Source organism: Schumannella sp. 10F1B-5-1, from assembly GCF_006517535.1.
Classification (GTDB): Bacteria; Actinomycetota; Actinomycetes; order Actinomycetales; family Microbacteriaceae; genus Schumannella.
In genome coordinates, this window is sequence record NZ_VHQH01000040.1 from 115,562 (window position 1) to 140,057 (window position 24,496).

Consider the following 24,496-nt stretch of genomic DNA (forward strand, 5'->3'; position numbering starts at 1 on the left):
GGGTGACGAGGGTCAGTCCCCGCCGCCTCCGCCGGAATCTCCGCCGCCGGAGTCTCCGCCCCCGGAGTCGCTCCCCGAGCTCGATCCGCTGTCCGACGGCGAGGCCGACGGCGACGGGTCCGATCCGGGCGCGTCGCTGCCGCGTCCGTCTCCGTCGTCGCCACGGCCCGGGTCGCGATCGAGCGTCGCGCCTCCCGCCGCGCCGGTGCCCGCATCCACGGGCGTCGTCGTGTCACCGGAGCGACCGCGGCCGCCGCCCCGCGCATCCCGAGGCTTGCGCGTGAGCACGAGCAGCGTCACGCCGCCCGCGATCAGCACCGCGAGGATCGCGCCGCCGATCCACAGCACATCGCCGAGGGGCACGGTGGACTCGTCGGAGCCCGTCGCGGTGTCGTCGGCGCCGTCGCTCGCCGCCGAGCTCGGCGCGGCCGTCGCCTCGCCGCCCGAGCACGCCGGGTTGCCGTCGGCGCCCGGCTTCGGCGCCGTGAAGTCGGCGGGGGGCTGCCAGGTGAACGGGAAGTCGCCGCTGACCGTGTGGCCGTCGGCCGACACGAGCTGCCAGGTGAGGGTGTAGCCGCCGCCCGGTCCGAGCACGGCGGGCACGGTCATCACGTTGTCGACGATCTCGGGTTCGGCGGGGCAGTAGCTCCAGCCGTCGGGGCCGTCGACCTCGATCGCGAAACCGCGTCCGCCGCCCTGCAGGTCGAGCATGTTCAGGTCGGTCGTGATGCTGAAGTTCTCGGGCACGGCCGTGACCGTCGAGTCGGCGGTCGGAACCGTCGCGACGACGCGATTGTGCGCGGACGCGGGGGAGGCCGCGCCGACGACCGCGCCGGCCAGGCCGAGGGTCCCACCCAGCGCCAGCAGGGCGACGGCGGTCAGCCGCCGCTGCCCGGCCGGGCGGTGCGAGACCGCCCGGCCGGTGGTGCGGGATGCGCGGCTCGCGCCGATCACGCCGCTCCCGATCCGCGGCGCGCCCGGCTGATGCCGAGGGCGCCCACGATGAGCCCGATCACGCCGACCACGAGGCCGGCCACGCCGAGCACGCGCGCGAGCACGTCGGGCTGCGACGTCGACGACGCCGCGGTCGCATCGGAGGCGTCCGCGTCGGAGTGGGTGTCGGCATCCGCGTGCGCACCGCCGTGCTCGTCGGCCGGCGGCGCCTCGTTGACATAGAGCGTCGGCGCCGGGTTCTCGGCGTCGCTCGTGGTCTCATCCCAGTCGACGACGCTGCCGTCGCTGTAGGTCTGGTGCGCCGGCAGCGACAGCGAGTCGACGTCGGGCACGGGACCGATCGTGAGGGGGAACTGCGTGAACTCGCCGGGCGCGAGTCCGGCTCCGGTCGCGGTCCAGATCACGTGGGTGTAGGCCTCGGTGATGGTGCTGTCGCCGACCTTCACCTCCTTCGGCAGCTTCTCCTTCACGAGCTGCGCCGTCCATCCGTCGACCGGCTGGTAGGCGACGTACGACAGGGGCGTGTCGGTGGGCAGGTCGAGCTCGACCCTGGTGGTGGATGCGGTGTCCGACTCGGTCGGCACCTTGACGTTGACCGTGGCGTAGCCGCCGGCGTCGGCGGAGTTCGGGTTGACGGTCACGTGCGCGCTCGCGGCGAGCGGGGCGGCGAGCGCGAGCAGGGCGCCGGCACCGAGCGCCGCGGCGCCGAGGGCGAGCGGGCGTCGACGGCGTGCGCTCGCGAGCGGAGCGCCGATCGTGGTCGAGGCGGACGGGGTGGCGGGGTGCGCGGAAGCGCGGTTCATGATGTCTCCTAGGTCGCCGCGGTGAGCGGCGATCGTTCGCGGGATGCGCGGCCGCACGGATCGGCGGCACGCGAAGCCGTCCGGCGTCGAGCCGGCGGCGGGGTCATACGAACGGGAGAGCGGGTGGTCCGCGGAGCGGGGTCGTGCGGGTGAGCAGGGCGGAGCGCAGCCGCTGCACGACGCCCGCGTCGTGGCCGAGGCGCGCGGCGCGGGCCCGGGCGAGCGCGGCCGCGCGGGCGGCGACGAGGTCGGCCGCCTGGGCGGCGATGGCCCGCAGCGCGCTGAGGACGCGGGCCGCCGGCAGCGCGAGCAGGGATGCGCGGCGCACGAGCAGCGTCCAGAGCGCCTGCTCGACCCAGCGCAGCAGCACGACGGTGGCGACCGCCGCCACCAGGTGGGCGGCCAGCATCCGCGGCTCGGTGAGGTGCACGAGGTGCGAGACCGAGCCGGAGCCGGCAGCTCCGGTGGCCGCCGCGCCCGTCAGCCCCGCGACGGCCTCGCGCGTCGCCGCGTCGCCGTGCACGTGCGCCGCGGCGACGACCCCGGGTCCGCCGAGCAGCACGAAGAGGTAGTGGAACGCCGCCTGACTGGGCAGCACGATCGCCAGCAGCCGCGGCAGCGAGGGGCGCCGGGCGGTCAGCAGGGTGCCGAGCAGGATCGCGAACACCAGCCCGACCGCGATCGCGAGCCATCCGGGCAGGTCGGCCCCGCCGGCGCCGTGCGACACCGCCGCGATCAGCATCGCCGTCGTGCCCGCGAGCGTGCCGCGCGCGGTGCGCGCCGCACGGGACTGCAGGGCGGTCGACATGTCGGGCCTCTCGGGCTCGCTGTTCGGGGTGTCGCGACCGGGATGTCGGCCGTCGCATCCAGTCTAAGAGTGTGACGACACCCCATGACGCCCCACCAGGACGGGGTGCACGCCCCGATCGCCGTTCCGGACTAGGCTTCGGGGAACAGTTCGGGGAGGGAGACCTGGATGGCACGCATCGGTGAGAGTGCCGACCTGCTCAAGTGCTCCTTCTGCGGCAAGTCGCAGAAGCAGGTGCAGCAGCTGATCGCCGGTCCCGGCGTCTACATCTGCGATGAGTGCGTCGAACTGTGCAACGAGATCATCGAGGAGCGCCTGGCCGAAGCCGGCGAGGAGGCCTCGAGCGAGTTCGACCTGCCCAAGCCGCGCGAGATCTTCGACTTCCTCGAGGAGTACGTGATCGGTCAGGCTCCCGCCAAGCGGGCGCTGTCGGTGGCGGTCTACAACCACTACAAGCGCATCCGCGCGCGCGGCCAGCTGGTCAGCGCCGACGCGGTGCTCGACGACATCGAGATCGCCAAGAGCAACATCCTGCTCATCGGCCCGACCGGCTGCGGCAAGACCTATCTGGCCCAGACGCTGGCGAAGCGCCTCAACGTGCCCTTCGCGGTGGCGGATGCGACGGCCCTGACCGAGGCGGGCTACGTCGGCGAAGACGTCGAGAACATCCTGCTGAAGCTCATCCAGGCCGCCGACTACGACGTCAAGCGCGCCGAGACCGGCATCATCTACATCGACGAGGTCGACAAGATCGCCCGCAAGGCCGAGAACCCGTCGATCACCCGCGACGTGTCGGGCGAGGGCGTGCAGCAGGCGCTGCTGAAGATCCTCGAGGGCACGGTCGCCTCGGTTCCGCCGCAGGGCGGCCGCAAGCACCCGCACCAGGAGTTCATCCAGATCGACACGACGAACGTGCTGTTCATCGTGGCCGGCGCCTTCGCCGGGCTGGAGGACATCATCTCGGGTCGCGTGGGCAAGCGCGGCATCGGCTTCGGCGCCCCGCTGCACTCGAAGCGCGACGAGGCGACCCTGTTCAGCTCGGTTCTGCCCGAGGATCTGCACAAGTTCGGCCTCATCCCCGAGTTCATCGGCCGTCTGCCCGTCGTCACGACGGTATCGCCGCTCGACCAGCACGCGCTCATGCAGATCCTGACCGAGCCGAAGAACGCGCTCGTGAAGCAGTACCAGCGCATGTTCGAGCTCGACGGCGTCGAGCTCGAGTTCGAGCACGACGCGCTCGAGGCGATCGCCGACCTGGCCGTGCTGCGGCAGACCGGCGCACGTGGTCTGCGCGCGATCCTCGAAGAGGTGCTCGGGCCGATCATGTTCGATGTGCCCAGCGACGACGACGTGGCCCGCGTGGTCATCACCCGGGATGTGGTGAGCAGCAACGCGGCGCCGACGATCGTGCCGCGTCAGCCGCGTCGCGCCGAGAAGTCCGCCTGAGGCTCGGCTGAGCGAGCACTCCGCCCGCCGCCCGGCGGGCGCCGGACTGCTGCAGCCGATCTCGGCGGGCACGGTCGGCGCTGTCACGGGCTTCGCGTCGTCGTTCGCGCTCGTCATCGCGGGGCTGACCGCGGTCGGCGCGACGCCGGAAGAGGCCTCGTCGGGGCTGCTCGTGCTGTGCCTCGGGCAGGCGCTGCTGGCGATCGTGCTGAGCCTGCGGTTCCGTCTCCCGCTCTCCTTCGCCTGGTCGACGCCCGGCGCGGCCGTGCTCGTCGCGGCCGGAGCCACGACGGGCGACTACTCCGCCGCGGTCGGAGCCTTCCTCGTCGCGTCGGCGCTCATGGTGATCACCGGCTTCTGGCCGTGGCTCGCGCGCATGGCGACGAGCATCCCGAAGCCGATCGCGAGCGCGATGCTCGCGGGCATCCTGTTCCCGATCTGCATCTCGCCCGTGCAGGCGACGGTCGAGCATCCGCTGCTGGCGCTGCCGCCGATCGTGATCTGGCTGCTGCTCAGTCGCCTCGCGCCGCGCTGGGCCGTGCCCGGCGCCGTCGCGGCGACGGCGGTCGCCGTGCTCGTCGCCGCCGGGCCGTCATGGACCGACGGCGCGCACCTCGCCCCGGTGCTGACGTTCACGGCCCCGACCTTCGATCCGGCCGTGATCGTGGGCATCGGCGTGCCCCTCTACCTCGTCACGATGGCGGGCCAGCAGATTCCCGGATTCACGGTGCTCTCGACCTTCGGCTACCCGCAGGCGCCGACCCGCACGATCCTCGCGTCGACCGGCATCGTGTCGGCCGCGGGCGCGACGCTCGGCGGCTTCCAGGTGAACCTGTCGGCGCTCACGGCGGCGATCATGGCGGGGCCCGACTCGCATCCCGACCGCGACCGGCGCTGGATCGCGTCGCTGACCGGCGGCATCCTGTACCTCGCCATCGGGTTCGGGGCGGGCGTGGCCGCGGCGCTCGTGCAGGCCAGCCCGCCGGTGCTGATCGAGTCGGCCGCAGGCCTCGCGCTGCTCGGAGCCCTCATCACGGCCGTCGTCGGGGCGCTCGAGGATGCGCGGCACCGTGTCGTCGCGATCGCGACGTTCCTCGTGGTGGCGTCGGGCGTGGCGGTCGGCGGCATCGGCTCGGCCGTGTTGGGGCTGGTGGTCGGCGGCGTCATGATGCTCGTGCTGAATCTGGGGCGACGCCGCGCGGAGCGCTGAGCCACGGTGCGACGCCGTCGCGGCCGGCACGGCAGGGGGACCCCGCACGGAATCGTGAGCGGGCCCCGGGCGTTGCAGACCGGGTGAGCGTTCCCCTCTCGATCCTCGATCTCGCCCCCATCGTCAGCGGCGGAGACCACGCCTCCGCCCTCGCCGACACGATCACGGTCGCGAAGGCCGCCGATGCCGCCGGCTACGAGCGGTTCTGGGTCGCCGAGCACCACGGCATGCCCTCGATCGCGAGCTCGGCGCCCGCCGTGCTGATCGGCGCCGTCGCCGCGGCGACCGAGCGCATCCGGGTCGGCTCGGGCGGGGTCATGCTGCCGAACCACTCCTCGCTCGTGATCGCCGAGCAGTTCGGAACCCTCGTCGCGCTGCACGGCGACCGCATCGACCTCGGGCTCGGCCGCGCGGCGGGCACCGACCCGACCGTCTCGGCGGCGATCCGCCGCAACGTCGGCGCCGAGACGGTCGACGACTTCCCGAATCAGGTGATCGAGCTGCTCGCCTACTTCGGCACGATCCCGCCGCTCGAGAGCGGGCAGGGCGGTCGCATCGTCGCGATCCCGGGCATGGGGGATGCGCCGGAGCTCTGGCTGCTCGGCTCGAGCGACTTCAGCGCCCGCCTCGCCGGGGCGATGGGGCTGCCGTTCGCGTTCGCCCACCACTTCGCGGGCGGCGAGATGACCGACGTCGTGTTCGAGCTCTACCGGCGCGCCTTCACGCCGTCGGTCGTGCTGCGCGAGCCGCGGTCGATGCTCGCGGTCGCGACGACCGTCGGCCCCGACGACGCCGAGGCGCGCCGCCGTGCGCTGCCCCAGGCTCTGGTGCAGCTGCGGATGCGCTCCGGTCGGCTGCCGGCGCGCATCCCGACCATCGAGGAGGCCGAGCAGCACCCGTGGACCGACGCGGAGACCGCGTGGGTGGATGCGCGGCTCGCCCAGCAGGCCGTCGGCTCCGCATCGACCGTGCGGGCCGCCCTCGACGCGCTGGTCGAGCGCACGGGCGCGGACGAGCTCGTGCTCGCCGTGCACGGCTCGCGCCTGAGCGATCGCCTCGACACGGTGCAGGCGCTCGCCCCGCAGCCGGTCACGTCCGCCTGACCCTCACGCAATTCAGCACGGATGCGCGCTGGCGCCCCGCGCGGGGCGTCGCGGTCGATTCGTGCTGAGTTGCGTCGGCACTGTGGGGTGGTGGGTGACGCAATTCAGCACGGATTCGCTGTGGCGCCCCGTGCGGGCCCCACGGCCGAATCCGTGCTGAATTGCGTCACGGCCGCGGAAGACGCGAGCGGTCGGCGGGCGGCCCGGCGCGGGCGGCCCGGTGCGAGCGGCCCGGTGCGAGCGGCCCGGTGCGGGCGGCCCGGCGCGGGCCCGGGCCTACTCGAGCCCGCGGCGCTTCAGCAGCGGCGCGAGCTCGGCGTCGCGGCCGCGGAACTCGCGGTAGGCCTCGAGCGGGTCGCGCGAGCCCCCGACGCCGAGCACGAACTCGCGGAAGCGGTCGCCGTTCGCGCGGGTCATGCCGCCGTTCGCGCGGAACCACTCCACCGCATCCGCGTCGAGCACCTCGCTCCAGATGTAGGAGTAGTAGCCGGCGTCGTAGCCACCCGAGAAGGTGTGCGCGAAGTAGGTCGACGCATAGCGAGTGGGCACGGCCGGGTTGTCGAGCCCGACCTCGGCCAGCGCGGCGGCCTCGAAGGCGGCGACGTCGGTGACGGATGCGGCCTCCGCGGCCGAGAGCCGGTGCCAGGCCTGGTCGAGCAGCGCCGCGGCGAGGTACTCGCTGGTCGAGAAGCCCTCGTTGAACTGCTCGGAGGCGTGCAGGCGGTCGACGATGCCCTGGTCGAGCGGCTCGCCGGTCTCGATGTGCTTGGCGTAGTTGGCCAGCACCTCGGGCCACAGCATCCACATCTCGTTCACCTGGCTCGGGAACTCGACGAAGTCGCGATAGACGTTCGTGCCTGAGAAGCGCGGGTAGACGACGTGCGCGAGCAGTCCGTGCAGAGCGTGGCCGAACTCGTGGAAAAGCGTGGTGACCTCGTCGAGCGTCAGCAGCGTGGGCGAGCCGGCGGGCGGCTTGGGCACGTTGAGGTTGTTGACCACGATCGAGGTCGGGATGCCGAGCAGCTCCGACTGCGAGATCAGCGGGTTCATCCAGGCGCCGCCGCGCTTCGAGTCGCGGGTGTAGAGGTCGAGCACATAGAGGCCGAGGGCGCTGCCGTCCTCCTGGAGCACCTCGAAGACGCGCGCCTCGGGGTGGTACGCCTGCAGGTCGGGGCGCTCGGTGAAGCTGAGGCCGTAGACCTGGCCGGCGGCGAAGAACACGCCGTCGCGCAGCACCCGCTCGGCCTCGAACCACGGGCGCAGCGCCGCGGTGTCGACGTCGTACTCGGCGGCGCGCACCTTCTCGGTGAACAGCGCCCAGTCGTGCGCCCCGATCGGCTGACCGGCGAGGCGCTCGAGCGCCTGCTGCTCGGCGCGGGCGTTGCGGGCGGCGGCGGGGGCGAGGCGGCCGAGCATGTCAGCGACCGCCTCGGGGGTGCGCGCGGTCTGGTCGGCGGTCACGGCGGCGGCGTGGCTGGCGAAGCCGAGCAGCTCGGCCCGCTCGGCGCGCAGTCGCACGATCTCGAGCAGCACCTCGCGGTTGTCGTGCTCGCCGCCGTGGATGCCGCGTGACCGCGACGCGGTCATGATGCGCTCGCGCACCTCCGGCTCGGTCAGCGAGGCGAGCCACGGGTGACCGGTGAAGAGCGGCAGGGCGACCAGCCAGGCATCCTCGATGCCGCGTTCGCGGGCGGCTTCGGCGGCGGAGGCGATCTCGCCCTCGCCGAGGCCGGCGAGCTCGGCGCGGTCGCGGATCACGACGGCCAGCTCGTTGGTGTCAGCGAGCAGGTTCTTCTCGAACTTCGTCGTCAGCGTCGAGAGACGCGCGTTGAGCTCGCCGAGCTTCGCCTTCGCGGCGTCGTCGAGAGCGGCGCCGGCGAGCGTCATCTCGGTGTACCAGCGCTCGACGAGGTAGCGCTGCTCGGGCGTCCAGTCCGCGCCGTCGCGGCCCTCCCAGAGGGTGCGGATGCGCCAGTAGAGCTCGCCGTCGAGCTTGATCGCGTCCTGGTGGGCGGCGAATCTCGGCGCGTACTCCTCTTCGAGCGCGTTCGTGGCGTCGTTCGAGTCGGAGGACGACTTGTTGAAGAACACGTGCAGAGCCCGGTCGAGGATGCGCCCCGAGCGCTCGAGCGGCTCCATCGTGTTCTCGAAGGTCGGCATCGACCGCACGCGCGTGATGTTCACCACCTCTGCCCGCTGCTCGGCCATGCCCTCGTCGAAGGCGGGGGCGAAGTGCTCGTCGCGGATGTCGGCGAACGGCGGGAGACCGTAGGGGAGGGTGCTCGGCTGCGAGAAGGGGGTGGTCATCTCTCCACCCTAGAACCGCATCCGATCGGCGTGCAAAGAAACCGTTGCAAATGAAATGTTGCAAAGAAAACTTTGCAGAGGTATCTTTGGATCATGACCGAAGCAACGACCCCGGCCGACGGCGCGCCCGTCGAGAACGCCGCGAACGCCGGGCCCGACCGGCCGAGCGATCGCACACTCGACTCGACCGCTCTCAAGGCCTACGCGCATCCGCTGCGGGTCGCGATCGTGGATGCGCTCTCGACCTTCGGCCCGGCCACGGCCAGCGGGCTGGGCGAGCGGCTCGGCGAGTCGAGCGGCTCGACCAGCTACCACCTGCGCCAGCTCGAGAAGCACGGCTTCGTGCGCGAGGTCGAGGGTCGGGGGACCGGCCGCGAGCGCTGGTGGCAGCGGGTTCCCGGCGGCATCTCGCTCGACCCCGACGCCTTCCGGGCCGGGGGCGGGATGCGCGCCGCGAGCGAGCTCATCCAGGCCGAGTGGGAGCGCAGCCGGCGTCGCCTGCTCGACGACTTCCTGACTCACGGCGACGAGCTGGGCGAGAAGTGGATCGACCGCGCCACGATCTCGACCGCGAACCTGCGGCTCACCGGCCCGCAGCTGGCGCAGCTGAGCAAGCGGCTCATGGAGGTCGTCGACGAGTTCGTCGTGACCTACCGCGACAGCACCGAGCCGGGCTCGCGCCCGGTGCAGGCGCAGCTGAACGTGTTCCCGATCATGGGCGGCGACGTGCTGCCCGACGACTCGGGCGCGACCGACGACACGACAACGACCGACGACTCCGGAGAGGAGGGATGACGATGAGCGCCGCGATCCACACCACCGCCTACGGCGTGCGTCCGCGCGGCGGAGCGACCCTGGCGGTGTACCGCCTCGGCGTCGCGCTGACCGCCTGGGCGCGTCACCGCGCCGCCGAGCACGAGCAGCGAGCCGCCCGCACGATCGCCGACGCCGCGCTGCTGCGCGGGAACGCGCTGGCCCGCGTCGAGCGCGAGCGCCGCGCCGAGCTGCAGCGGGCGTTCCTGCGCCGCTGACGCCGAGCCGGCGAGCGGCCGAACGGCCGAACGTCTCTGTCTGCCGAGCCGGCGTCAGCCGTCCTCGGGCTGCGGCTCCTCGATCGTCGCCGCGTCGGCGGCGGGGGAGTAGCGGATGGTCGTGCCGTCGTCGAGCTCGACGACGGGTCGGCCCTCGAGCCAGGTCAGTGTCCAGCGCCACACGGCGGTGTCGACGCCCTGCTCCGTGCGCTCGGCCTCGACCGAGCGCACGGCGGCGACGACCGCCTCGGGCAGGCGCGGCGGCACGTCGCCGCCCACGCTCCAGCGGGTTCCGAGCTGCATGGATGCTCCTCTCCTCGTGACGCGGACGGCTTGCGTCGCACGCCGCCGTCGCGGTGCCGGCTAGAGCCGCACCTCGTAGGTGACCCAGGTCGTGCGCTGGGCGATCCGGTCGTAGACGCGCTGGGCGCGCTCGTTCGACGCGGCCGTGATCCAGCGCAGCGTGCCGCCCTGGCCGGGCTCGGCGCCGTCGCGGGCCAGCTCGCCGAGTCGCTCGATGAGCGCCGTGGCCGCGCCGTTGCCCCGGGCGGCGGGGTCGACGAAGAGGTCGTCGAGGAACCAGTCGCGGCGGGTGCTGAAGGTGTCGGGGAACGAGCGGTAGTGCGCGAAGCCGATCACGGCATCCGCCTCGCCCGAGCCGTCAGCCGAGACCTCTGCCGAGTCATCGCCCGAGCCCTCGACCGCGACGAGCGCGTCGATCCCCGACCCCTCGGCGACGAGCAGCGCGCCCACGTGGTCGAGCTGCGCGTCGTCGAACGCGGTCTCGTAGAACTCGCCGTACGCGCGGAACAGCTCGCGCCAGGCGGCGAGGTCGTCGGGTGTGATCGGCCGGATCGTCAGCCCGGACGCGCTCACGCCTGCTCCTCCAGCACGATGTCGCTCACGGCCACCTCGTCGGCCTCGACGAGCGCGAGCTCGGCGATGCGTCCGACCGCGCGCAGGTCGTCGGCCGCGCCGGCCAGCAGAGCCGGGCCAGCCAGCGTCGCCGAGGTGACCGGCGTCTTCTGCGAGGCCTTGGCATCCGTCTTGGCTCGGCGGATGCCGATCAGCGCGGCGCTCACGGCCGGCAGCAGTCCGCTCGGCTCGGTCGCACCGAGCGCGCGCAGCTCCGCCGCGGCGGGCCAGGCGGCGGTGTGGATCGAGCCCTCGTGCGTCCACGACCACACCTCCTCGGTCGCGAAGGGGATGACCGGCGCGAGCAGGCGCAGCAGCACGTCGACGGCGGCGCGCAGCGCGGTCACCGCGCTCGCCTGCGCGGCCCCGGTGCCCGTATAGGCGCGCTCCTTGACGAGCTCGAGGTAGTCGTCGCAGAAGGTCCAGAAGAACTGCTCGCTGAGCTCGAGCGCGCGGGCGTGGTCGAACTGCTCGTAGGCGGCGGTCGAGAGCTCGACCACGCGCGCCAGCTCGGCCAGCACGTCGAGGTCGAGCGGCTCGCTCACGCCGGCCGTGGCCTCGTCGAACGGGAAGGAGTAGACGAACTTGGCGGCGTTGAGCACCTTGATCGCGAGGCGGCGGCCGATCTTCATCTGCTTCGGGTTCTGCGGGTCGAAGGCCGCATCCGTGCCGAGGCGCGACGACGCGGCCCAGTAGCGCACCGCATCCGAGCCGTGGTCGTCGAGCATGGCCGCCGGGGTGACGACGTTGCCCTTCGACTTCGACATCTTCTTGCGGTCGGGGTCGACGATGAAGCCCGAGATGCCCGCGTTCGTCCACGGGATCTGTCCCTCTTCGAGCTGCGCGCGCAGCACGGTCGAGAACAGCCAGGTGCGGATGATGTCCTGCCCCTGCGAGCGCAGCGAGTAGGGGAACACGAGGCCGAACAGCTCGGGGTCGGTGCCCCAGCCGGCGGCGATCTGCGGGGTCAGCGACGAGGTCGCCCAGGTGTCCATGATGTCGAGCTCGCCGGCGAAGCCGCCGGGCACGCCGCGCTGCGACTCGTCGTAGCCGGGGGCGGTGTCGCTCGAGGGGTCGACCGGAAGCGCGTCCTCGCTCGGCACGATCGGCGAGCCCTGCACGGGGTTGCCGTCGGCGTCGAGCGGGTACCAGACCGGGATCGGCACGCCGAAGAAGCGCTGGCGCGAGATGAGCCAGTCGCCCGAGAGGCCGTTGACCCAGTTCTCGTAGCGCACGCGCATGAAGTCGGGGTGGAAGGAGATCTGCTTGCCGGCATCCAGCAGGCGCTGCTTGAGCGCCTCGTCGCGGGCGCCGTTCACGATGTACCACTGGCGCGTCGACACGATCTCGAGCGGACGGTCGCCCTTCTCGAAGAACTTGACCGGGTGCTGGATCTTCTTGATCTCGCCCACGAGCTCGCCCGACTCCTGCAGCAGCTCGACGATGCGCGCCTTGGCGCTGAACACGGTCTTGCCGGCCAGCTCGGCGTAGGCGGCGCGACCGGCGTCGGTGAACAGGTCGGCGGCGGGGGCCTCCGACACGAGGCGGCCGTCGAAGCCGATCACGGTGCGGTTGGGCAGGTCGAGCTCGCGCCACCAGGTGACGTCGGTCGTGTCGCCGAAGGTGCAGATCATGGCGATGCCCGATCCCTTGTCCTTCTGCGCCAGGTGGTGCGCGAGCACGGGCACCTCGACGCCGAACAGCGGCGTCGTGACGGTGGTGCCGAACAGGTGCTGGTAGCGCTCGTCGTCGGGATGCGCGACCAGCGCCACGCAGGCGGGCAGCAGCTCGGGGCGGGTGGTCTGGATCTCGATCGTGCCGCCGTCGGGGCGGTGGAAGGCGAGCCCGTGGTAGGCGCTGGGCTGGTCGCGCTCCTCGAGCTCGGCCTGGGCGACCGCGGTGCGGAAGGTCACGTCCCACAGGGTGGGCGCATCCGCCTGGTACGCCTCGCCGCGGGCGAGGTTGCGCAGGAAGGCGCGCTGCGCGGCCCGCTGGGCTTCGTCGCCGATCGTGCGGTAGGTGAGGTCCCAGTCGACGCTGAGGCCGAGCTTGCGCCAGAGGTCTTCGAACTGCTTCTCGTCCTCGGCGGTGAGGCGCTCGCACAGCTCGATGAAGTTGCGGCGCGAGATCGGCTGCTGGTCGGCGGCCTTGCTGCTCTTGCCGTCGCCGCCTTCCTGCGGGGGCGTGAAGGCGGCGTCGTAGGGCAGCGTCGGGTCGCAGCGCACGCCGTAGTAGTTCTGCACGCGGCGCTCGGTGGGCAGGCCGTTGTCGTCCCAGCCCATCGGGTAGAAGAGGTGCTTGCCGCGCATGCGGTTGAAGCGGGCCGCCAGGTCCATGTGCGTGTAGCTGAAGACGTGCCCGATGTGCAGGCTGCCCGAGGCGGTCGGCGGCGGGGTGTCGATCGCGAAGACGCTCTCCGTGCCGGCGGCCAGAGCGGCGGCGCGGTCGAAGGCGTAGGTGCCGTTCTCGGCCCAGGCGGCGTCCCACTTCGGCTCGAGGCCCTCGAGGGCGGGACGGTCGGGGATGCGGCTGTCGCCGGTCGCGGGGATGCCGTGCGCGTCGGACATGAGGGCTCCGATTCGGATCGATATGTGCGGCACCGAGTCGCGTGGTGAGGTGCCTGAGTGTGAGGTCCCGAGGAGTCTACTCGCGCGGCGGAGTCGAGATCGGCTCGGCGTCGAGCGGCGAAATCTTATCGCGTGTCACCCATTCGGGGGCCACGTTTCTCGATCTTCACAAGAGTCCCTTCGGAGTCCGAGGAAGCGTCTGGGAATCCCCTCACCGCCGCCAGGCTCTGAGGAACCTCATAGCGAGGTGGCCTCGGGAAGCGCGGCCGCTCTGACCAGGCGGGCACGTCATCCCCGGGGGTTCGACAGGACCGTTGTCCGAGATTGGGGAGACATGACGACGACGAAGTTCCGTATCGGGGCGAGCACGGCGGCGCTGCTGCTGGGCGGCGCCGCCATCGCGGCCATGGGAGCGGCGAGCGCGCAGGCCGCGCCGGCCGGACCGAAGGCCACCGACGTGAGCGCGCAGGTCGCGCACTACGCGGTGCCGAGCACCAAGGCGGCCTCGACCGCCGCCTACTGGACGGCCGACCGGATGCTCTCCGCGACGCCCATCGAGGAGACCCTGAGCTCCAGCGGCCGCACCGCCTCGACCGCGGCCCCGGCCAAGGGGACCGCGACGACCTACGCCGGCCAGGCGGCGGTCGTGCCGATGGCCGCCTCCGAGTCGCCGGTGTCGCACATCGGCAAGGTGTTCTTCACCCTCGGCGGCAGCGACTACGTCTGCTCGGGCAACTCGATCAGCTCGAGCAACGGCAGCGTCGTGGCGACGGCCGGCCACTGCGTGAACGAGGGCCCCGGATCCTTCGCCACCAACTGGACGTTCGTGCCCGCCTACGAGAACGGCTCGGCGCCTTACGGCCAGTGGACCGCCACCGACCTCTACGCGCCGACGCAGTGGACGAGCGGCGGCGACATCACCTACGACACCGGCTTCGCGGTCGTGTCGGGCTCGGGCACGCTGGCCGATGAGGTCGGCTCGTCGAGCGTCGCCTTCAACCAGGCCCGCGGTGAGGGCTACAGCGCCTACGGCTACCCGGCTGCGTCGCCGTTCAATGGCGAGACGCTGAAGTCGTGCACCGACTCCTCGTCGGTCGACGACCCCTACGGCCAGTCGGACTCGCAGGGCATCGACTGCGACATGACGGGCGGCTCGTCGGGCGGACCCTGGTTCCTCGGCACCGGCTCGGGCGGAACGCAGAACTCGGTCAACAGCTTCGGCTACGACAACGTCGCCGACACGATGTTCGGGCCGTACTGGGGCTCGGTCATCCAGGGCGCGTACGAGGCGGCCTCGAACGCCTGACCACGGCGTCTCGGCCGTGACCCTCTGATCGGGGGATGAGAGAGGGCGCCCCGGGTGATCACATCCGGGGCGCCCTGCTATGTGCGTGCGGCTCGCGCCGCCGATCAGTGGATGCGCGACTCAGCCGGTGGTCGTGCCGCCGGTGCCCGCGCCCGGGTCGGCCGGGTCGCTCGGGGGAGCGCTGACCGTCCCCGTCACGGTGACGGTCTTCTGCACGGTGGCGGAGCCGCCGATCGCATAGGCGGTGAGCGTGTAGGTCTGGCTGGGCTTGGAGCAGTCGAAGCCGACCTGACGGCCGCCTTCCGACGCCGGGCGGGGCTCGGCGCCGTCGATCGAGACGTACTCCGAGTTGCGCACGCCCCAGCTGAGCTGCACGTCGGTGGTGCCGGACGCGGCGGCGCAGACGACCTGAGTCGGGTTCGCGGTGAACGAGGTGATGACGGGCGCGGCCGGCGCCTGCGTCGGCGGCGCGGTCGTGGGCGGCGCGCTCGACGGCGCTTCGCTCGGGGTCGCGCTGGGTGAGGCCGAGGCGCTCTTCGACGGCGAGGCGCTGGTCGAGGCCGAGCGCGAGGTCGACGGCTTCGACGAGACCTCGCCCGCCTCATCCTTGCCCTTGTCGCCGCCGCCGCTCGTGAACAGCACGAGCAGCAGGCCGACGATCGCGAGCACGAGCACGCCGCCGACGATGCCGAGGATCAGCAGGGGTTTCTTCGAGGGTCCGCTGTCGTCGTCTCCGCCGTCATCGTCGCCGCCGGTGCTGGCGAGCGGGGTGAACAGGTTCGGGTCGAACCGCGTCGTGGCGGGCGCGGCGGCGCCGGCCGGCTCGTAGCCGGTCGGGTAGACCGTGGTGGCTCCCTGCGTCGGCGGCGCGGGCGGCGGGGCGGCCGGCGGCACGGCGCCGAAGACCTGCGTGACGTCGTCGGAGCCGGCGGGCGGAGCCTCCGGAGCGGCGGGCGGGGGAGCGGAGAGCGGGTCGTGCGCGCCCGCCCCGGCGCCCGCGGCATCGCTGAGCCACGGGAAGGGGTCGTCACCCGCGCCGGGCTGCGCCGCGGTGCCGGCAGCCGGGGTCCACGGGCGGTCGCCGGCGGCGAGCGGCTCGGTGGGCGGCGGCTCCTCGCCGCGCGGTGCGGCGGCGGCGCCGTCGGCACCGGTGTCGGCGCCGCTGTCGGCATCCTGGCCGAAGCCGAGGCCCAGCGGATCGTCGTCGTGCGGCGTGCGTCCGTCGCTCATGGTGTCTCCGTGCTCCCGCCCCGCGGCAGGTCGCCGACAGCCTATGAGCGTCCGCGCCGCGCACCGGAATCGGCACGCGGCGCGGACGGGAGCGTCATCCGGGCGGATGACCTCGCGGCTACGCCTCGAGCAGGCTGTCGACGGGGCGACGCCAGCGGGCGGCGAAGACCGCCGACACGAGCGTGAGCGCCGAGAGCACGGCGAGCACGATGCCCGGATGCCACCAGGCGTTGTCGCTGGCCTGGCCGATCGCCGTCGTGATGAGCGGGATGAAGCCCGACACGGTCGCCGCGATCGCGTAGGCGATCGAGAGCGCGCTGTAGCGGATCGGCCCGCCGAAGATGTCGGCCATGAGCCCGCCGAGACCGGCCCAGGCGAGCGTCGGCAGGATGCCGCCGACGATCATCGTGCCGACCAGGATCGGGAAGGTCGCGAACTGCAGCGTCCAGTAGAGCGGGAACGCGATCACGAGCGTGCCGATCGCGCCGATCAGCACGACGCGGGCCGAGCCGATGCGGTTCGCCCAGGCGCCGAACAGCGGGATCGTGATCAGCTGCAGCGCGCTGCCGATCAGCGTGGCGAGCGACAGCTGGCTGTAGTCGAAGCCGAGCACCGTCACGCCGTAGCTCAGCGTGTAGGTGTTCATGAGCGAGTACGAGCCGATGCCGAGCAGCGCGGCGCCGATCGCCACGATCATCGCGAGCGGGTGCTTCGCGAAGGCCGACAGCACGGGCACGCGCTCGAGCCGGTCCTCGGCCACGAGGGCCTTGAACAGCGGCGTCTCGTCGATGCGCAGGCGCAGCCAGAGCGACACGAGCAGCAGCGGGAAGGCGAGCAGGAACGGGATGCGCCAGCCCCACGCCGCCAGATCCTCGGCGGGCATGACGGCCGAGAGCACGATCACGAGAGTCGCGACGAGGCCGGTGCCGACGGGCGAGCCGAGCTGCGGCAGCGCGGCGTAGAGCCCGCGGCGCTTCGGCTCGGCGTGCTCGACGGCGACGAGGATGCCGCCGCCCCACTCGCCGCCGAGCGACAGCCCCTGCAGCAGGCGGATCACGACGAGCAGCAGCGGCGCCCAGACCCCGATCGAGTCGTAGCCGGGCAGCAGGCCGATCGCGCCGGTCGCGACGCCCATCAGGGTGATCGTGATGAGCAGCGTCTGCCGGCGGCCGAGGCGGTCGCCGACCCAGCCGAACAGGATCGCGCCGAGCGGACGCACCACATAGCTCAGCGCGAACAGGGCGAAGGCCTGCAGCCGCCCGACGAAGGGGTCCTCCTCGGGGAAGAACACGCTCGCCGCGAAGAAGGCGCTGAAGTAGGCGAAGAGATAGAAGTCGAAGCTCTCGAGCGAGCTGCCGAGGAAGGCCGCCCACACTGCCCGCCGCGCGGGGCGGCGGTCGGGGGAGCCGGAGACTCCCTGCGGGGCGGAGGAATCCGGGGATCCGAGCGGGTTCTGGTCGAGGTCGGCGGTGGGCACTTTGCCGCCGTGGATATCGGTCACAGGAAGTGGAGCCTACTGGCGGCCCCGCGCATTCCCGCGTGTGTGACGACTGCGCGTAGAATCGCGGAACAGGCGTCGATCCGGCTATCACCGGGGAGCCCTCGGAAGAACGGTGCACGGCATCCGGCGCGAGTCGGCGGGCGCGCATCCACTAGACCCGAGCGGGTGGCCCGTCACAGCCGAGACGAGCGGTCGCAGGGATGCGGCAAGCGAGGTGGTACCGCGGCGCAAGTCGTCCTCGTGCGAGACAGATCGGCCCACGAGGCCGAGCCGAATCAGCAGCATGAAGGACCGCGCATGTACCCCCGCACCTCCTCGGACGATGGCTCCGTCGACTCGACGCCCGCCGGCGTTCCCGCCAGCCCGCGCTTCCCCGAGATCGAGTCGGGCATCCTGGCCTTCTGGAAGGGTGACGACACCTTCCGCGCCTCCGTCGAGCAGCGCGAGGGATGCGAGGAGTGGGTCTTCTACGACGGCCCGCCCTTCGCGAACGGCCTGCCCCACTACGGGCACCTGCTGACCGGCTACGCCAAAGATCTCTTCCCGCGCTACCAGACCATGCGCGGCAAGCAGGTGCACCGCCGCTTCGGCTGGGACACCCACGGCCTGCCCGCCGAGCTCGAGGCGATGCGCCAGCTCGGCATCACGACCAAGGACGAGATCGAGGCCATGGGCGTCGGCGCGTTCAACGCGAAGGCGCGCGAGAGCGTGCTGCGCTACACCCAGGAGTGGCAGGACTACGTCACGCGTCAGGCGCGCTGGGTCGACTTCGAGAACGACTACAAGACGCTCGACGTGACGTTCATGGAGAGCGTGCTCTGGGCGTTCAAGCGCCTCTGGGACAAGGGCCTCGCCTACGAGGGCTTCCGCGTGCTGCCCTACTGCTGGAACGACGAGACGCCGCTGTCGAACCACGAGCTGCGCATGGACGATGACGTCTACAAGATGCGCCAGGACCCGTCGGTCACGGTGACCTTCCCGCTCGTCGGCGAGAAGGCCGAGGCGCTCGGCCTGACCGCGGTGAAGGCGGTCGCCTGGACGACGACGCCGTGGACGCTGCCGACCAACGCGGCGCTCGCCGTGGGGCCCGAGATCTCCTACGTCGTCGTGCCCGCGGGCCCCGATGGCGCCGCGGACGGCGCGGCGGAGGGCCAGTCGCTGTACCTGCTCGCCGGCGACACGGTCGCCGCCTACGCCAAGCCGCTCGGCTACGCCGACGCCGCGGCCGCGCAGGCCGCCGTGCAGCGCACGATCCTCGGCGCCGAGCTGGGCGACGTGCACTACGACCGCCTCTGGGACCACTACGCCGACGCCCCCGGCATGGAGGCCGCCTGGCGCATCCTCGTCGCCGACTACGTCGCCACCGGCGAGGGCACCGGCATCGTGCACCAGGCGCCCGCCTACGGCGAAGACGACCAGGTGACCTGCGCCGAGGCCGGCATCCCGGTCATCCTGTCGCTGGATGACGCGGGCCGCTTCCTGCCCGCCGTCGCCGAGGTCGCCGGCGAGCTGTGGAGCGACGCGAACACGCCGCTCATCCGCCTGCTGCGCGCCGAGGGGCGCCTGCTGCAGGAGCGCAGCTACGAGCACAGCTACCCGCACTGCTGGCGCTGCCGCAAGCCGCTCATCTACCGCGCGGTGTCGAGCTGGTTCGTGCGCGTGACCGAGTTCCGCGACCGCATGGGCGAGCTGAACCAGCAGATCACCTGGGTGCCCGAGAACGTCAAGGACGGCCAGTTCGGCAAGTGGGTCGCGAACGCCCGCGACTGGTCGGTGAGCCGCAACCGCTTCTGGGGCTCGCCCATCCCGGTGTGGAAGAGCGACGACAGCCGCTACCCGCGCCTCGACGTCTACGGCTCGCTCGCCGAGATCGAGCGCGACTTCGGCCGCCTGCCGACGAACGACGCCGGCGAGGTCGACCTGCACCGGCCGTTCATCGACGACCTCACCCGGCCGAACCCCGACGACCCGACGGGGCAGTCGACCATGCGCCGCATCAGCGACGTCTTCGACGTGTGGTTCGACTCGGGATCGATGCCCTATGCGCAGGTGCACTACCCGTTCGAGAACCAGGAGTTCTTCGAGTCGCACAATCCGGCCGACTTCATCGTGGAGTACATCGGCCAGACCCGCGGCTGGTTCTACGTCATGCACGTGCTCGCCACGGCGCTGTTCGACCGTCCGGCGTTCTCGAACGTGATCAGCCACGGCATCGTGCTCGGCAGCGACGGGCAGAAGATGTCGAAGAGCCTGCGCAACTACCCCGACGTCAGCGAGGTCTTCGACCGCGACGGCGCGGATGCGATGCGCTGGTTCCTGATGGCGTCGAGCGTCATCCGCGGCGGCAACCTCGTCGTCACCGAGGAGGGCATCCGCCAGGGCGTGCGCGAGTTCCTGCTGCCGCTGTGGAGCACCTACTACTTCTTCACCCTCTACGCGAACAGCGCGGGGGCGGATGCGGGTGCCGCCGGCTCGGGCAACGAGGCCCGCTGGCGCACCGACTCGCCCAACGAGCTCGACCGCTACCTGCTGGCGAAGACCCGCGACCTGGTCGAGCAGGTGACGGCGCACCTGGATGCGCTCGACAGCCCGCTCGCCGCGCAGGCGCTGCGCGACTTCGGCGACGTGCTGACGAACTGGTACGTGCGCCGCAGCCGCGACCGCTTCTGGTCGGGCGACGACCACGACGCCTTCGACACGCTCTTCACGGTGCTCGAGACGGTCACCCGCGTGGCCGCCCCGCTGCTGCCGCTCGTGACCGAGGAGATCTGGAAGGGCCTCACCGGCGGGCGCAGCGTGCACCTCGAGGACTGGCCCGACGCGGCCGCCTTCCCGGCCGACGCCGAGCTCGTGAGCGCGATGGACCGCATCCGTGCGATCGCCTCGTCGGGTCTGGCGCTGCGCAAGGCGAGCGGGCTGCGCGTGCGCCTGCCGCTCGCCGGGCTGACGGTCGTCGGCGCGGGGGCGGGGCTCGAGGCCTTCGCCGACGTGCTGCGCGATGAGCTCAACGTCAAGAGCGTGACCTTCGTCGACGAGCTCGCCGGCGCGAGCGTCGCCCGTCGCCTCACCGTGAACGCCCGCGCTCTGGGCCCGCGCCTCGGCAAGGAGGTGCAGCGCATCATCAAGGCCGCCAAGGCCGGCGACTGGAGCGAGGCCGACGGCACGGTGGTCGTCGACGGCACCCCGCTCGAGGCGGGCGAGTACGAGCTCGTGCTCGAGCTGCCCGAGGGCGGCGACGACCGCGCCTACGCGGCACTCGAGGGCGACGCCTTCCTCGTGCTCGACACCGCGCTGACGCCCGAGCTCGAGGCCGAGGGCACCGCCCGCGACGTCGTGCGCGCGGTGCAGCAGGCCCGCAAGGACGCCGGTTTCGAGGTGAGCGACCGCATCCGCCTGGTCGTCTCCGGCGACGCCGACGCGGCCCGCGCCGTGCTCGCGCACGCCGACCTGATCCGCGGCGAGACGCTCGCGCTCGACCTCACCGCGCTGCCCGAGACGGCGGCCGTGGCCGAGGATGCGGCGGTCTCGGAGGCCAAGGTGGGCGACAATCGGACTGTGAGCATCCAGGTGGCCCGCGCGTGAGCGACGACGTGACCGGCGGCGGAGCGGGCGGAGCCTCGGGCGGCAGCCCCGAGGACCGCGCCGCGGCCGACGCCCTCTACCAAGAGCTGCTCGACCGCATCGGCGAGGCGAACCCGCAGCCGCGGCTCGAGCCGACCCGTCGTGCCCTCGAGCTGCTCGGCGACCCGCAGAACTCCGCGCCCGTCATCACGATCGCCGGCACCAACGGCAAGACGTCGACGAGCCGCATGATCGAGTCGCTGCTGCGCGCGAGCGGACTCAAGCCGGGCCTCTTGACCAGCCCGCACCTCGTGCGCGTCAACGAGCGCATCATGATCGACGGCGAGCCGATCGGCGACGCGGCCCTCGCGGCCGGCGGCGACGACATCCGCCCCTACCTGCTGATGGTGGATGCGGAGCTCACGGCGAACGGCGAGCCCCCGCTGACCTTCTTCGAGGCCCTGACCGTGCTGGCCTTCGCCTGCTTCGCCGACGCCCCCGTCGACGTGATCGTGCTCGAGGTCGGCATGGGCGGCGAGTGGGACTCGACGAACGTGGCGGATGCGCAGGTCGCCGTGTTCGGACCGATCGCCCTCGACCACCAGGCGCGCCTCGGCGACACGATCGAGGAGATCGCGCGCACCAAGTCGGGCATCATCAAGCCCGGCGCCGAGGTCGTGACCGCGATGCAGCGCATCGAGGCGCTCGACGAGATCCGCGCCCGCGCGGCCCAGTTCGAGGCGCCGGTCACGATCGAGATGCAGGACTTCGCTCTGGAGGCCACGACCGTCGCGGTCGGCGGGCAGCTGCTCGACATCCGCGGGCGGGCCGGGCGCTACGAGGGCGTCTTCCTGCCGCTCTACGGCGACCACCAGGCGCAGAACGCGACCGTCGCGGTCGCCGCGGTCGAGACCTTCCTCGGCGGCGCCAGCCGGGCGCTCGACGCCGACGTGCTGGCGCAGGGCCTCGGCGAGGCCACCTCGCCCGGCCGCCTGCAGCTGGTCGGCATCGAGCCGACCGTGCTCGTCGACGCCGCCCACAACCCGCACGGCGCCCGCGCGCTCGCCGCGGCGCTGCAGGAGTACTTCGACTTCGACGAGCTGGCGATCGTGGTCGGCATCCTCGCCGACAAGGACGCCCACGGCATCCTCGCCGAGCTCGCGCCCGTCGCCACCCGCTTCGTCGTGACCCGCTCGAGCTCCGAGCGCGCGATCGCGGCCGACGAGCTGGATGCCCTGGTCGCCGAGACCGGCGTGCCGCGCGAGGTCGTCGACGACGTGGAGGCGGCGCTGCGCGAGGCGCGCGGCTGGGCCGCTGAGTCGCCGCGCCGCGCGGTCGTCGTGGCGGGCTCGATCACGCTCGTCGGCGACGTCATCGCGCTCGCCGAGGCCGAGGAGTGGAAGCCGTGAGCCGCGGCGGAGCCGGGGCCGCCGGGGGAGCCGGCGCCGTCGCACCGGGCCGTCGCCCGCGTCGCGAGCGCGGCGTGCGCGAGTCGCTGTTCGCCGTCGCCCTCGTGCTCGAGGCCGTCATGCTGATCTTCGCCACGCTCGCCCTGTTCGGCCTGCGCTCGCTGCCCGCCGGCGTCGCGCTCGGCGGGGGAGCGGCGTTCATCGTCGTGCTGCTGATCGTCGCCAGCCAGACCCGCCACAAGTGGGCGGAGTACCTGGGCTGGGCACTGCAGGTGGCTCTGCTCGCCTGCGGCTTCCTCGACCCGTCGATGTTCATCGTCGGCGCGATCTTCGTCGGCATCTGGATCTGGTGCTTCGTCAAGGCGCGGCGCATCGAGCGCGCGCAGGCGCAGCACAACTCCATCCACCCCTCTCGGAAGGACACGACCGCATGACCACCCCCGTCGAAGAGACCCTCGTGCTGATCAAGCCCGACGGCGTCGCCCGCAACCTGACCGGCGAGATCCTCAGCCGCATCGAGGCGAAGGGCTACCAGCTGGTCGACATCAAGCTGGTCGAGCCGAGCCTCGACCTGCTCGCCGCCCACTACGAGGAGCACCAGGGCAAGCCCTTCTACGAGCCGCTCGTCGAGTTCATGCAGTCGGGGCCGGTCGTCGCGATCCGCATCGCCGGCAACCGCGTGATCGAGGGCTTCCGCTCGCTGGCCGGCACGACCGACCCGACCGGCGCCGCCCCCGGCACGATCCGCGGCGACCTGGGCCGCGACTGGGGCCTCAAGGTGCAGCAGAACCTGGTGCACGGCAGCGACTCGCCCGAGTCGGCGCAGCGCGAGCTCGGTCTCTGGTTCGGCTGAGCCCCGAGCCGACGACACGAGAAGGGCCCCGCCGCGATCACGCGGCGGGGCCCTTCCGGTTGTGGTTCTGATGGGCGAAGGGCTGCGCTCGGTCACGACCGTGCGGTTGCCGCCGCAACGTGGCAGGTCTCCCGCCCCGGTGATCGACTACACAGTTTGCGTGTACGCCTGATAGGTCGCCGGAACGGGGCACGACGGGAACACCGAACTTGAGAAGACCACGCTCTTGCCGAGCGGGCCGGCGCTGTCCCAGGCGCTGTACTTCGTCCATCCTGTATAGGGGAATACTGCATTGCACTTGACGACAGCACGGAACTGGTAGCTGCCCCCAGCGCAGGTGAGCGTGGCCCCTCCGCTCTGCTGGTTGTAATGCAAAGACCCACATCCGACCGCCGCTGGCGACGCCGGTGCCGCCGTGGCGACCGCGGGGGCGGCCAGAAGACTCGCGACTGCGATGGAGGTCGCGCCGACTACACGAAAGAGAACTGACAAGAGAAAACTCCTCTGATGGTTCAGGTGGAAGCCCTAACGGGCCACGACCTGTCTACCCCTCATGTGGGAGCCGACCATCCGGGCTAGCCAGATTTTTGTCGTTGATCTCGAGCAGGTCGATGCTGATGACCGACCTCTCGGAAGTCATCCGCCCGAGACGGCGCTGACCAGGAACTGGCCGAAGTCGCTCTGCTTCTGCGGGTCCCACCGCTGTCCATTCACGACCACCGTAGGCGTCGAGAATCCGTTCGACCCCTGGAGATCGGCGTCGCTCGTGGCGCGCTGGGTCGCGGCTGTGACCCACTTCTTGAACTGCTCGCTGTCGATGCACGTATTGATCGCATCGCTGTCGGCACCGGCGTTGTTCACGATCTTCTTGATCTCGGCGTTGCTGAGACCGGGTCCGGTCTCGCTCTCGGGCTGCGCGTCGAACATCGCCGTCTGTGCTGCGGCGAATTTCTCGGGCGCGAAGTTCGCGATGCACGCAGCCGCGTTCGCCGACCTGCTGGAGTAGCGCGAACCGGAATAAAGGTGGTCGAGGATCGCGATCGGGTGCACCTCGAGGGTGGCCTGACCGGCGGCGACGATCTGGTCGATCTGCTCGGAGTACGCCGATTCGAAGGACTTGCAGGCGGGGCATGACCAGTCGACGTAGGTGACGATGTGCGCGAGCCCGTCGTTTGCCGGGAACTCGGTCGCCTTCGGCTTGTCGCCCTTCTTCAGGGCGGCCGTGTTGACGACCTCAGAGCTGGTGCCGTCGCCCTGGAACAGGATGCCGTCGCTCGCCATGTTCTTGGGGCCGCCGGGGAAGGCGGGCTTCGGCATCGTCGCGATCACGACGACGACGATCAGGGCGGCGATGCCGAGCACGACGAGCGTCGCGATGCTCGGCACGAGCACCTTCAGGAGCTTCTGCCGCTTCTCGCGCTTCTCGCGGGCGAGACGCGCGGCCTCGCGGGCTTCCTCGATGCGCTGCTTCTTGGTCTGACGTTCCGGCACG

Annotated in this window: 20 protein-coding genes; 10 read left to right on the forward strand and 10 right to left on the reverse strand. The window is 71.9% G+C overall.

The window, feature by feature from the left end:
• Window positions 1-12 precede the first annotated feature (12 nt).
• From FJ658_RS14035 to FJ658_RS14045, 3 genes are all read right to left on the reverse strand, one after another.
• On the reverse strand, window positions 13-954 hold the full coding sequence (locus tag FJ658_RS14035) for a copper resistance CopC family protein (protein WP_181408461.1): 942 nt from the start codon (window positions 952-954) through the stop codon (window positions 13-15).
• Window positions 951-1,757: a YcnI family protein gene (locus FJ658_RS14040; protein ID WP_141146016.1), complete on the reverse strand. Its 807-nt coding sequence runs from the start codon at window positions 1,755-1,757 to the stop codon at window positions 951-953. Before FJ658_RS14040 ends, FJ658_RS14035 begins: the two co-directional genes overlap by 4 nt.
• A gap of 103 nt (window positions 1,758-1,860) precedes the next feature.
• Entirely contained in the window at window positions 1,861-2,565 is a 705-nt protein-coding gene (locus FJ658_RS14045) for a hypothetical protein (protein WP_141146017.1), read from the reverse strand.
• A gap of 168 nt (window positions 2,566-2,733) precedes the next feature.
• On the opposite strand from FJ658_RS14045, the gene clpX reads away from it, so the two are divergent.
• From clpX to FJ658_RS14060, 3 genes are all read left to right on the forward strand, one after another.
• Entirely contained in the window at window positions 2,734-4,011 is a 1,278-nt protein-coding gene (clpX, locus tag FJ658_RS14050; RefSeq protein WP_141146018.1) for an ATP-dependent Clp protease ATP-binding subunit ClpX, read from the forward strand.
• 58 nt (window positions 4,012-4,069) lie between these two features.
• A complete protein-coding gene (locus tag FJ658_RS14055; RefSeq protein ID WP_141146019.1) occupies window positions 4,070-5,221 on the forward strand; it encodes a benzoate/H(+) symporter BenE family transporter in 1,152 nt (383 codons plus the stop codon).
• An 83-nt stretch (window positions 5,222-5,304) separates the two neighbouring features.
• Entirely contained in the window at window positions 5,305-6,324 is a 1,020-nt protein-coding gene (locus FJ658_RS14060; RefSeq protein ID WP_141146020.1) for an LLM class flavin-dependent oxidoreductase, read from the forward strand.
• A gap of 276 nt (window positions 6,325-6,600) precedes the next feature.
• Here the strand turns inward: FJ658_RS14060 and FJ658_RS14065 are convergent, their stop codons facing one another.
• Complete coding sequence (locus tag FJ658_RS14065; RefSeq protein WP_141146021.1) at window positions 6,601-8,631, reverse strand: M3 family metallopeptidase; 2,031 nt, start codon at window positions 8,629-8,631, stop codon at window positions 6,601-6,603.
• 93 nt (window positions 8,632-8,724) lie between these two features.
• Between FJ658_RS14065 and FJ658_RS14070 the strand changes: the two genes are divergently transcribed.
• On the forward strand, window positions 8,725-9,426 hold the full coding sequence (locus FJ658_RS14070) for a transcriptional regulator (protein ID WP_141146022.1): 702 nt from the start codon (window positions 8,725-8,727) through the stop codon (window positions 9,424-9,426).
• Window positions 9,427-9,428: 2 nt separating this feature from the next.
• A complete protein-coding gene (locus FJ658_RS14075) occupies window positions 9,429-9,662 on the forward strand; it encodes a hypothetical protein (RefSeq protein ID WP_141146023.1) in 234 nt (77 codons plus the stop codon).
• Between the two features lie 54 nt (window positions 9,663-9,716).
• Here FJ658_RS14075 and FJ658_RS14080 read toward each other — a convergent pair whose 3' ends face one another.
• Genes FJ658_RS14080 through valS form a run of 3 tightly spaced genes read right to left on the reverse strand, consistent with a single transcriptional unit; the run spans window position 9,717 to window position 13,144 of the window.
• Window positions 9,717-9,965, reverse strand: a complete 249-nt coding sequence (locus tag FJ658_RS14080; RefSeq protein WP_141146024.1) for a hypothetical protein — start codon at window positions 9,963-9,965, stop codon at window positions 9,717-9,719.
• A gap of 60 nt (window positions 9,966-10,025) precedes the next feature.
• Window positions 10,026-10,538, reverse strand: coding sequence for a GNAT family N-acetyltransferase (locus tag FJ658_RS14085; RefSeq protein ID WP_141146025.1), 513 nt, complete (start codon window positions 10,536-10,538; stop codon window positions 10,026-10,028).
• Window positions 10,535-13,144: a valine--tRNA ligase gene (valS, locus tag FJ658_RS14090; RefSeq protein ID WP_141146026.1), complete on the reverse strand. Its 2,610-nt coding sequence runs from the start codon at window positions 13,142-13,144 to the stop codon at window positions 10,535-10,537. Before valS ends, FJ658_RS14085 begins: the two co-directional genes overlap by 4 nt.
• A gap of 334 nt (window positions 13,145-13,478) precedes the next feature.
• Between valS and FJ658_RS14095 the strand changes: the two genes are divergently transcribed.
• The gene (locus FJ658_RS14095) at window positions 13,479-14,450 is read left to right on the forward strand and encodes a serine protease (RefSeq protein WP_141146027.1); all 972 of its coding nucleotides are present in this window, start codon (window positions 13,479-13,481) and stop codon (window positions 14,448-14,450) included.
• A gap of 120 nt (window positions 14,451-14,570) precedes the next feature.
• Here FJ658_RS14095 and FJ658_RS14100 read toward each other — a convergent pair whose 3' ends face one another.
• Both FJ658_RS14100 and FJ658_RS14110 read right to left on the reverse strand, forming a co-directional pair.
• On the reverse strand, window positions 14,571-15,680 hold the full coding sequence (locus FJ658_RS14100) for a hypothetical protein (protein WP_181408462.1): 1,110 nt from the start codon (window positions 15,678-15,680) through the stop codon (window positions 14,571-14,573).
• 118 nt (window positions 15,681-15,798) lie between these two features.
• The gene (locus FJ658_RS14110) at window positions 15,799-17,181 is read right to left on the reverse strand and encodes an MFS transporter (protein ID WP_255447748.1); all 1,383 of its coding nucleotides are present in this window, start codon (window positions 17,179-17,181) and stop codon (window positions 15,799-15,801) included.
• 297 nt (window positions 17,182-17,478) lie between these two features.
• Between FJ658_RS14110 and ileS the strand changes: the two genes are divergently transcribed.
• Genes ileS through ndk form a run of 4 tightly spaced genes read left to right on the forward strand, consistent with a single transcriptional unit; the run spans window position 17,479 to window position 23,004 of the window.
• Entirely contained in the window at window positions 17,479-20,763 is a 3,285-nt protein-coding gene (ileS, locus tag FJ658_RS14115) for an isoleucine--tRNA ligase (protein ID WP_141146030.1), read from the forward strand.
• A gap of 8 nt (window positions 20,764-20,771) precedes the next feature.
• Window positions 20,772-22,151 carry a folylpolyglutamate synthase/dihydrofolate synthase family protein gene (locus tag FJ658_RS14120; RefSeq protein ID WP_141146185.1) on the forward strand — a complete coding sequence of 460 codons (1,380 nt, stop codon included), beginning with the start codon at window positions 20,772-20,774 and terminating at the stop codon, window positions 22,149-22,151.
• The gene (locus FJ658_RS14125; protein ID WP_141146031.1) at window positions 22,148-22,585 is read left to right on the forward strand and encodes a DUF4233 domain-containing protein; all 438 of its coding nucleotides are present in this window, start codon (window positions 22,148-22,150) and stop codon (window positions 22,583-22,585) included. Before FJ658_RS14120 ends, FJ658_RS14125 begins: the two co-directional genes overlap by 4 nt.
• Window positions 22,582-23,004 (forward strand): nucleoside-diphosphate kinase, encoded by a 423-nt coding sequence (ndk, locus tag FJ658_RS14130; RefSeq protein WP_141146032.1) that lies wholly within the window; start codon window positions 22,582-22,584, stop codon window positions 23,002-23,004. Before FJ658_RS14125 ends, ndk begins: the two co-directional genes overlap by 4 nt.
• Before the next feature lie 636 nt (window positions 23,005-23,640).
• Here the strand turns inward: ndk and FJ658_RS14135 are convergent.
• Window positions 23,641-24,495, reverse strand: coding sequence for a thioredoxin domain-containing protein (locus FJ658_RS14135; protein ID WP_141146033.1), 855 nt, complete (start codon window positions 24,493-24,495; stop codon window positions 23,641-23,643).
• Window position 24,496: the final 1 nt, after the last annotated feature.

Coding starts and splice junctions, on each gene's coding strand:
- FJ658_RS14040 (WP_141146016.1), bottom strand. CDS start 1,757: ATGAACCGCGCTTCCGCGCACCCCGCCACCCCGTCCGCCTCGACCACG.
- clpX (WP_141146018.1), top strand. CDS start 2,734: ATGGCACGCATCGGTGAGAGTGCCGACCTGCTCAAGTGCTCCTTCTGC.
- FJ658_RS14095 (WP_141146027.1), top strand. CDS start 13,479: ATGACGACGACGAAGTTCCGTATCGGGGCGAGCACGGCGGCGCTGCTG.
- FJ658_RS14080 (WP_141146024.1), bottom strand. CDS start 9,965: ATGCAGCTCGGAACCCGCTGGAGCGTGGGCGGCGACGTGCCGCCGCGC.
- FJ658_RS14065 (WP_141146021.1), bottom strand. CDS start 8,631: ATGACCACCCCCTTCTCGCAGCCGAGCACCCTCCCCTACGGTCTCCCG.
- FJ658_RS14100 (WP_181408462.1), bottom strand. CDS start 15,680: ATGAGCGACGGACGCACGCCGCACGACGACGATCCGCTGGGCCTCGGC.
- FJ658_RS14045 (WP_141146017.1), bottom strand. CDS start 2,565: ATGTCGACCGCCCTGCAGTCCCGTGCGGCGCGCACCGCGCGCGGCACG.
- ileS (WP_141146030.1), top strand. CDS start 17,479: ATGTACCCCCGCACCTCCTCGGACGATGGCTCCGTCGACTCGACGCCC.
- FJ658_RS14075 (WP_141146023.1), top strand. CDS start 9,429: ATGAGCGCCGCGATCCACACCACCGCCTACGGCGTGCGTCCGCGCGGC.
- FJ658_RS14070 (WP_141146022.1), top strand. CDS start 8,725: ATGACCGAAGCAACGACCCCGGCCGACGGCGCGCCCGTCGAGAACGCC.
- valS (WP_141146026.1), bottom strand. CDS start 13,144: ATGTCCGACGCGCACGGCATCCCCGCGACCGGCGACAGCCGCATCCCC.
- ndk (WP_141146032.1), top strand. CDS start 22,582: ATGACCACCCCCGTCGAAGAGACCCTCGTGCTGATCAAGCCCGACGGC.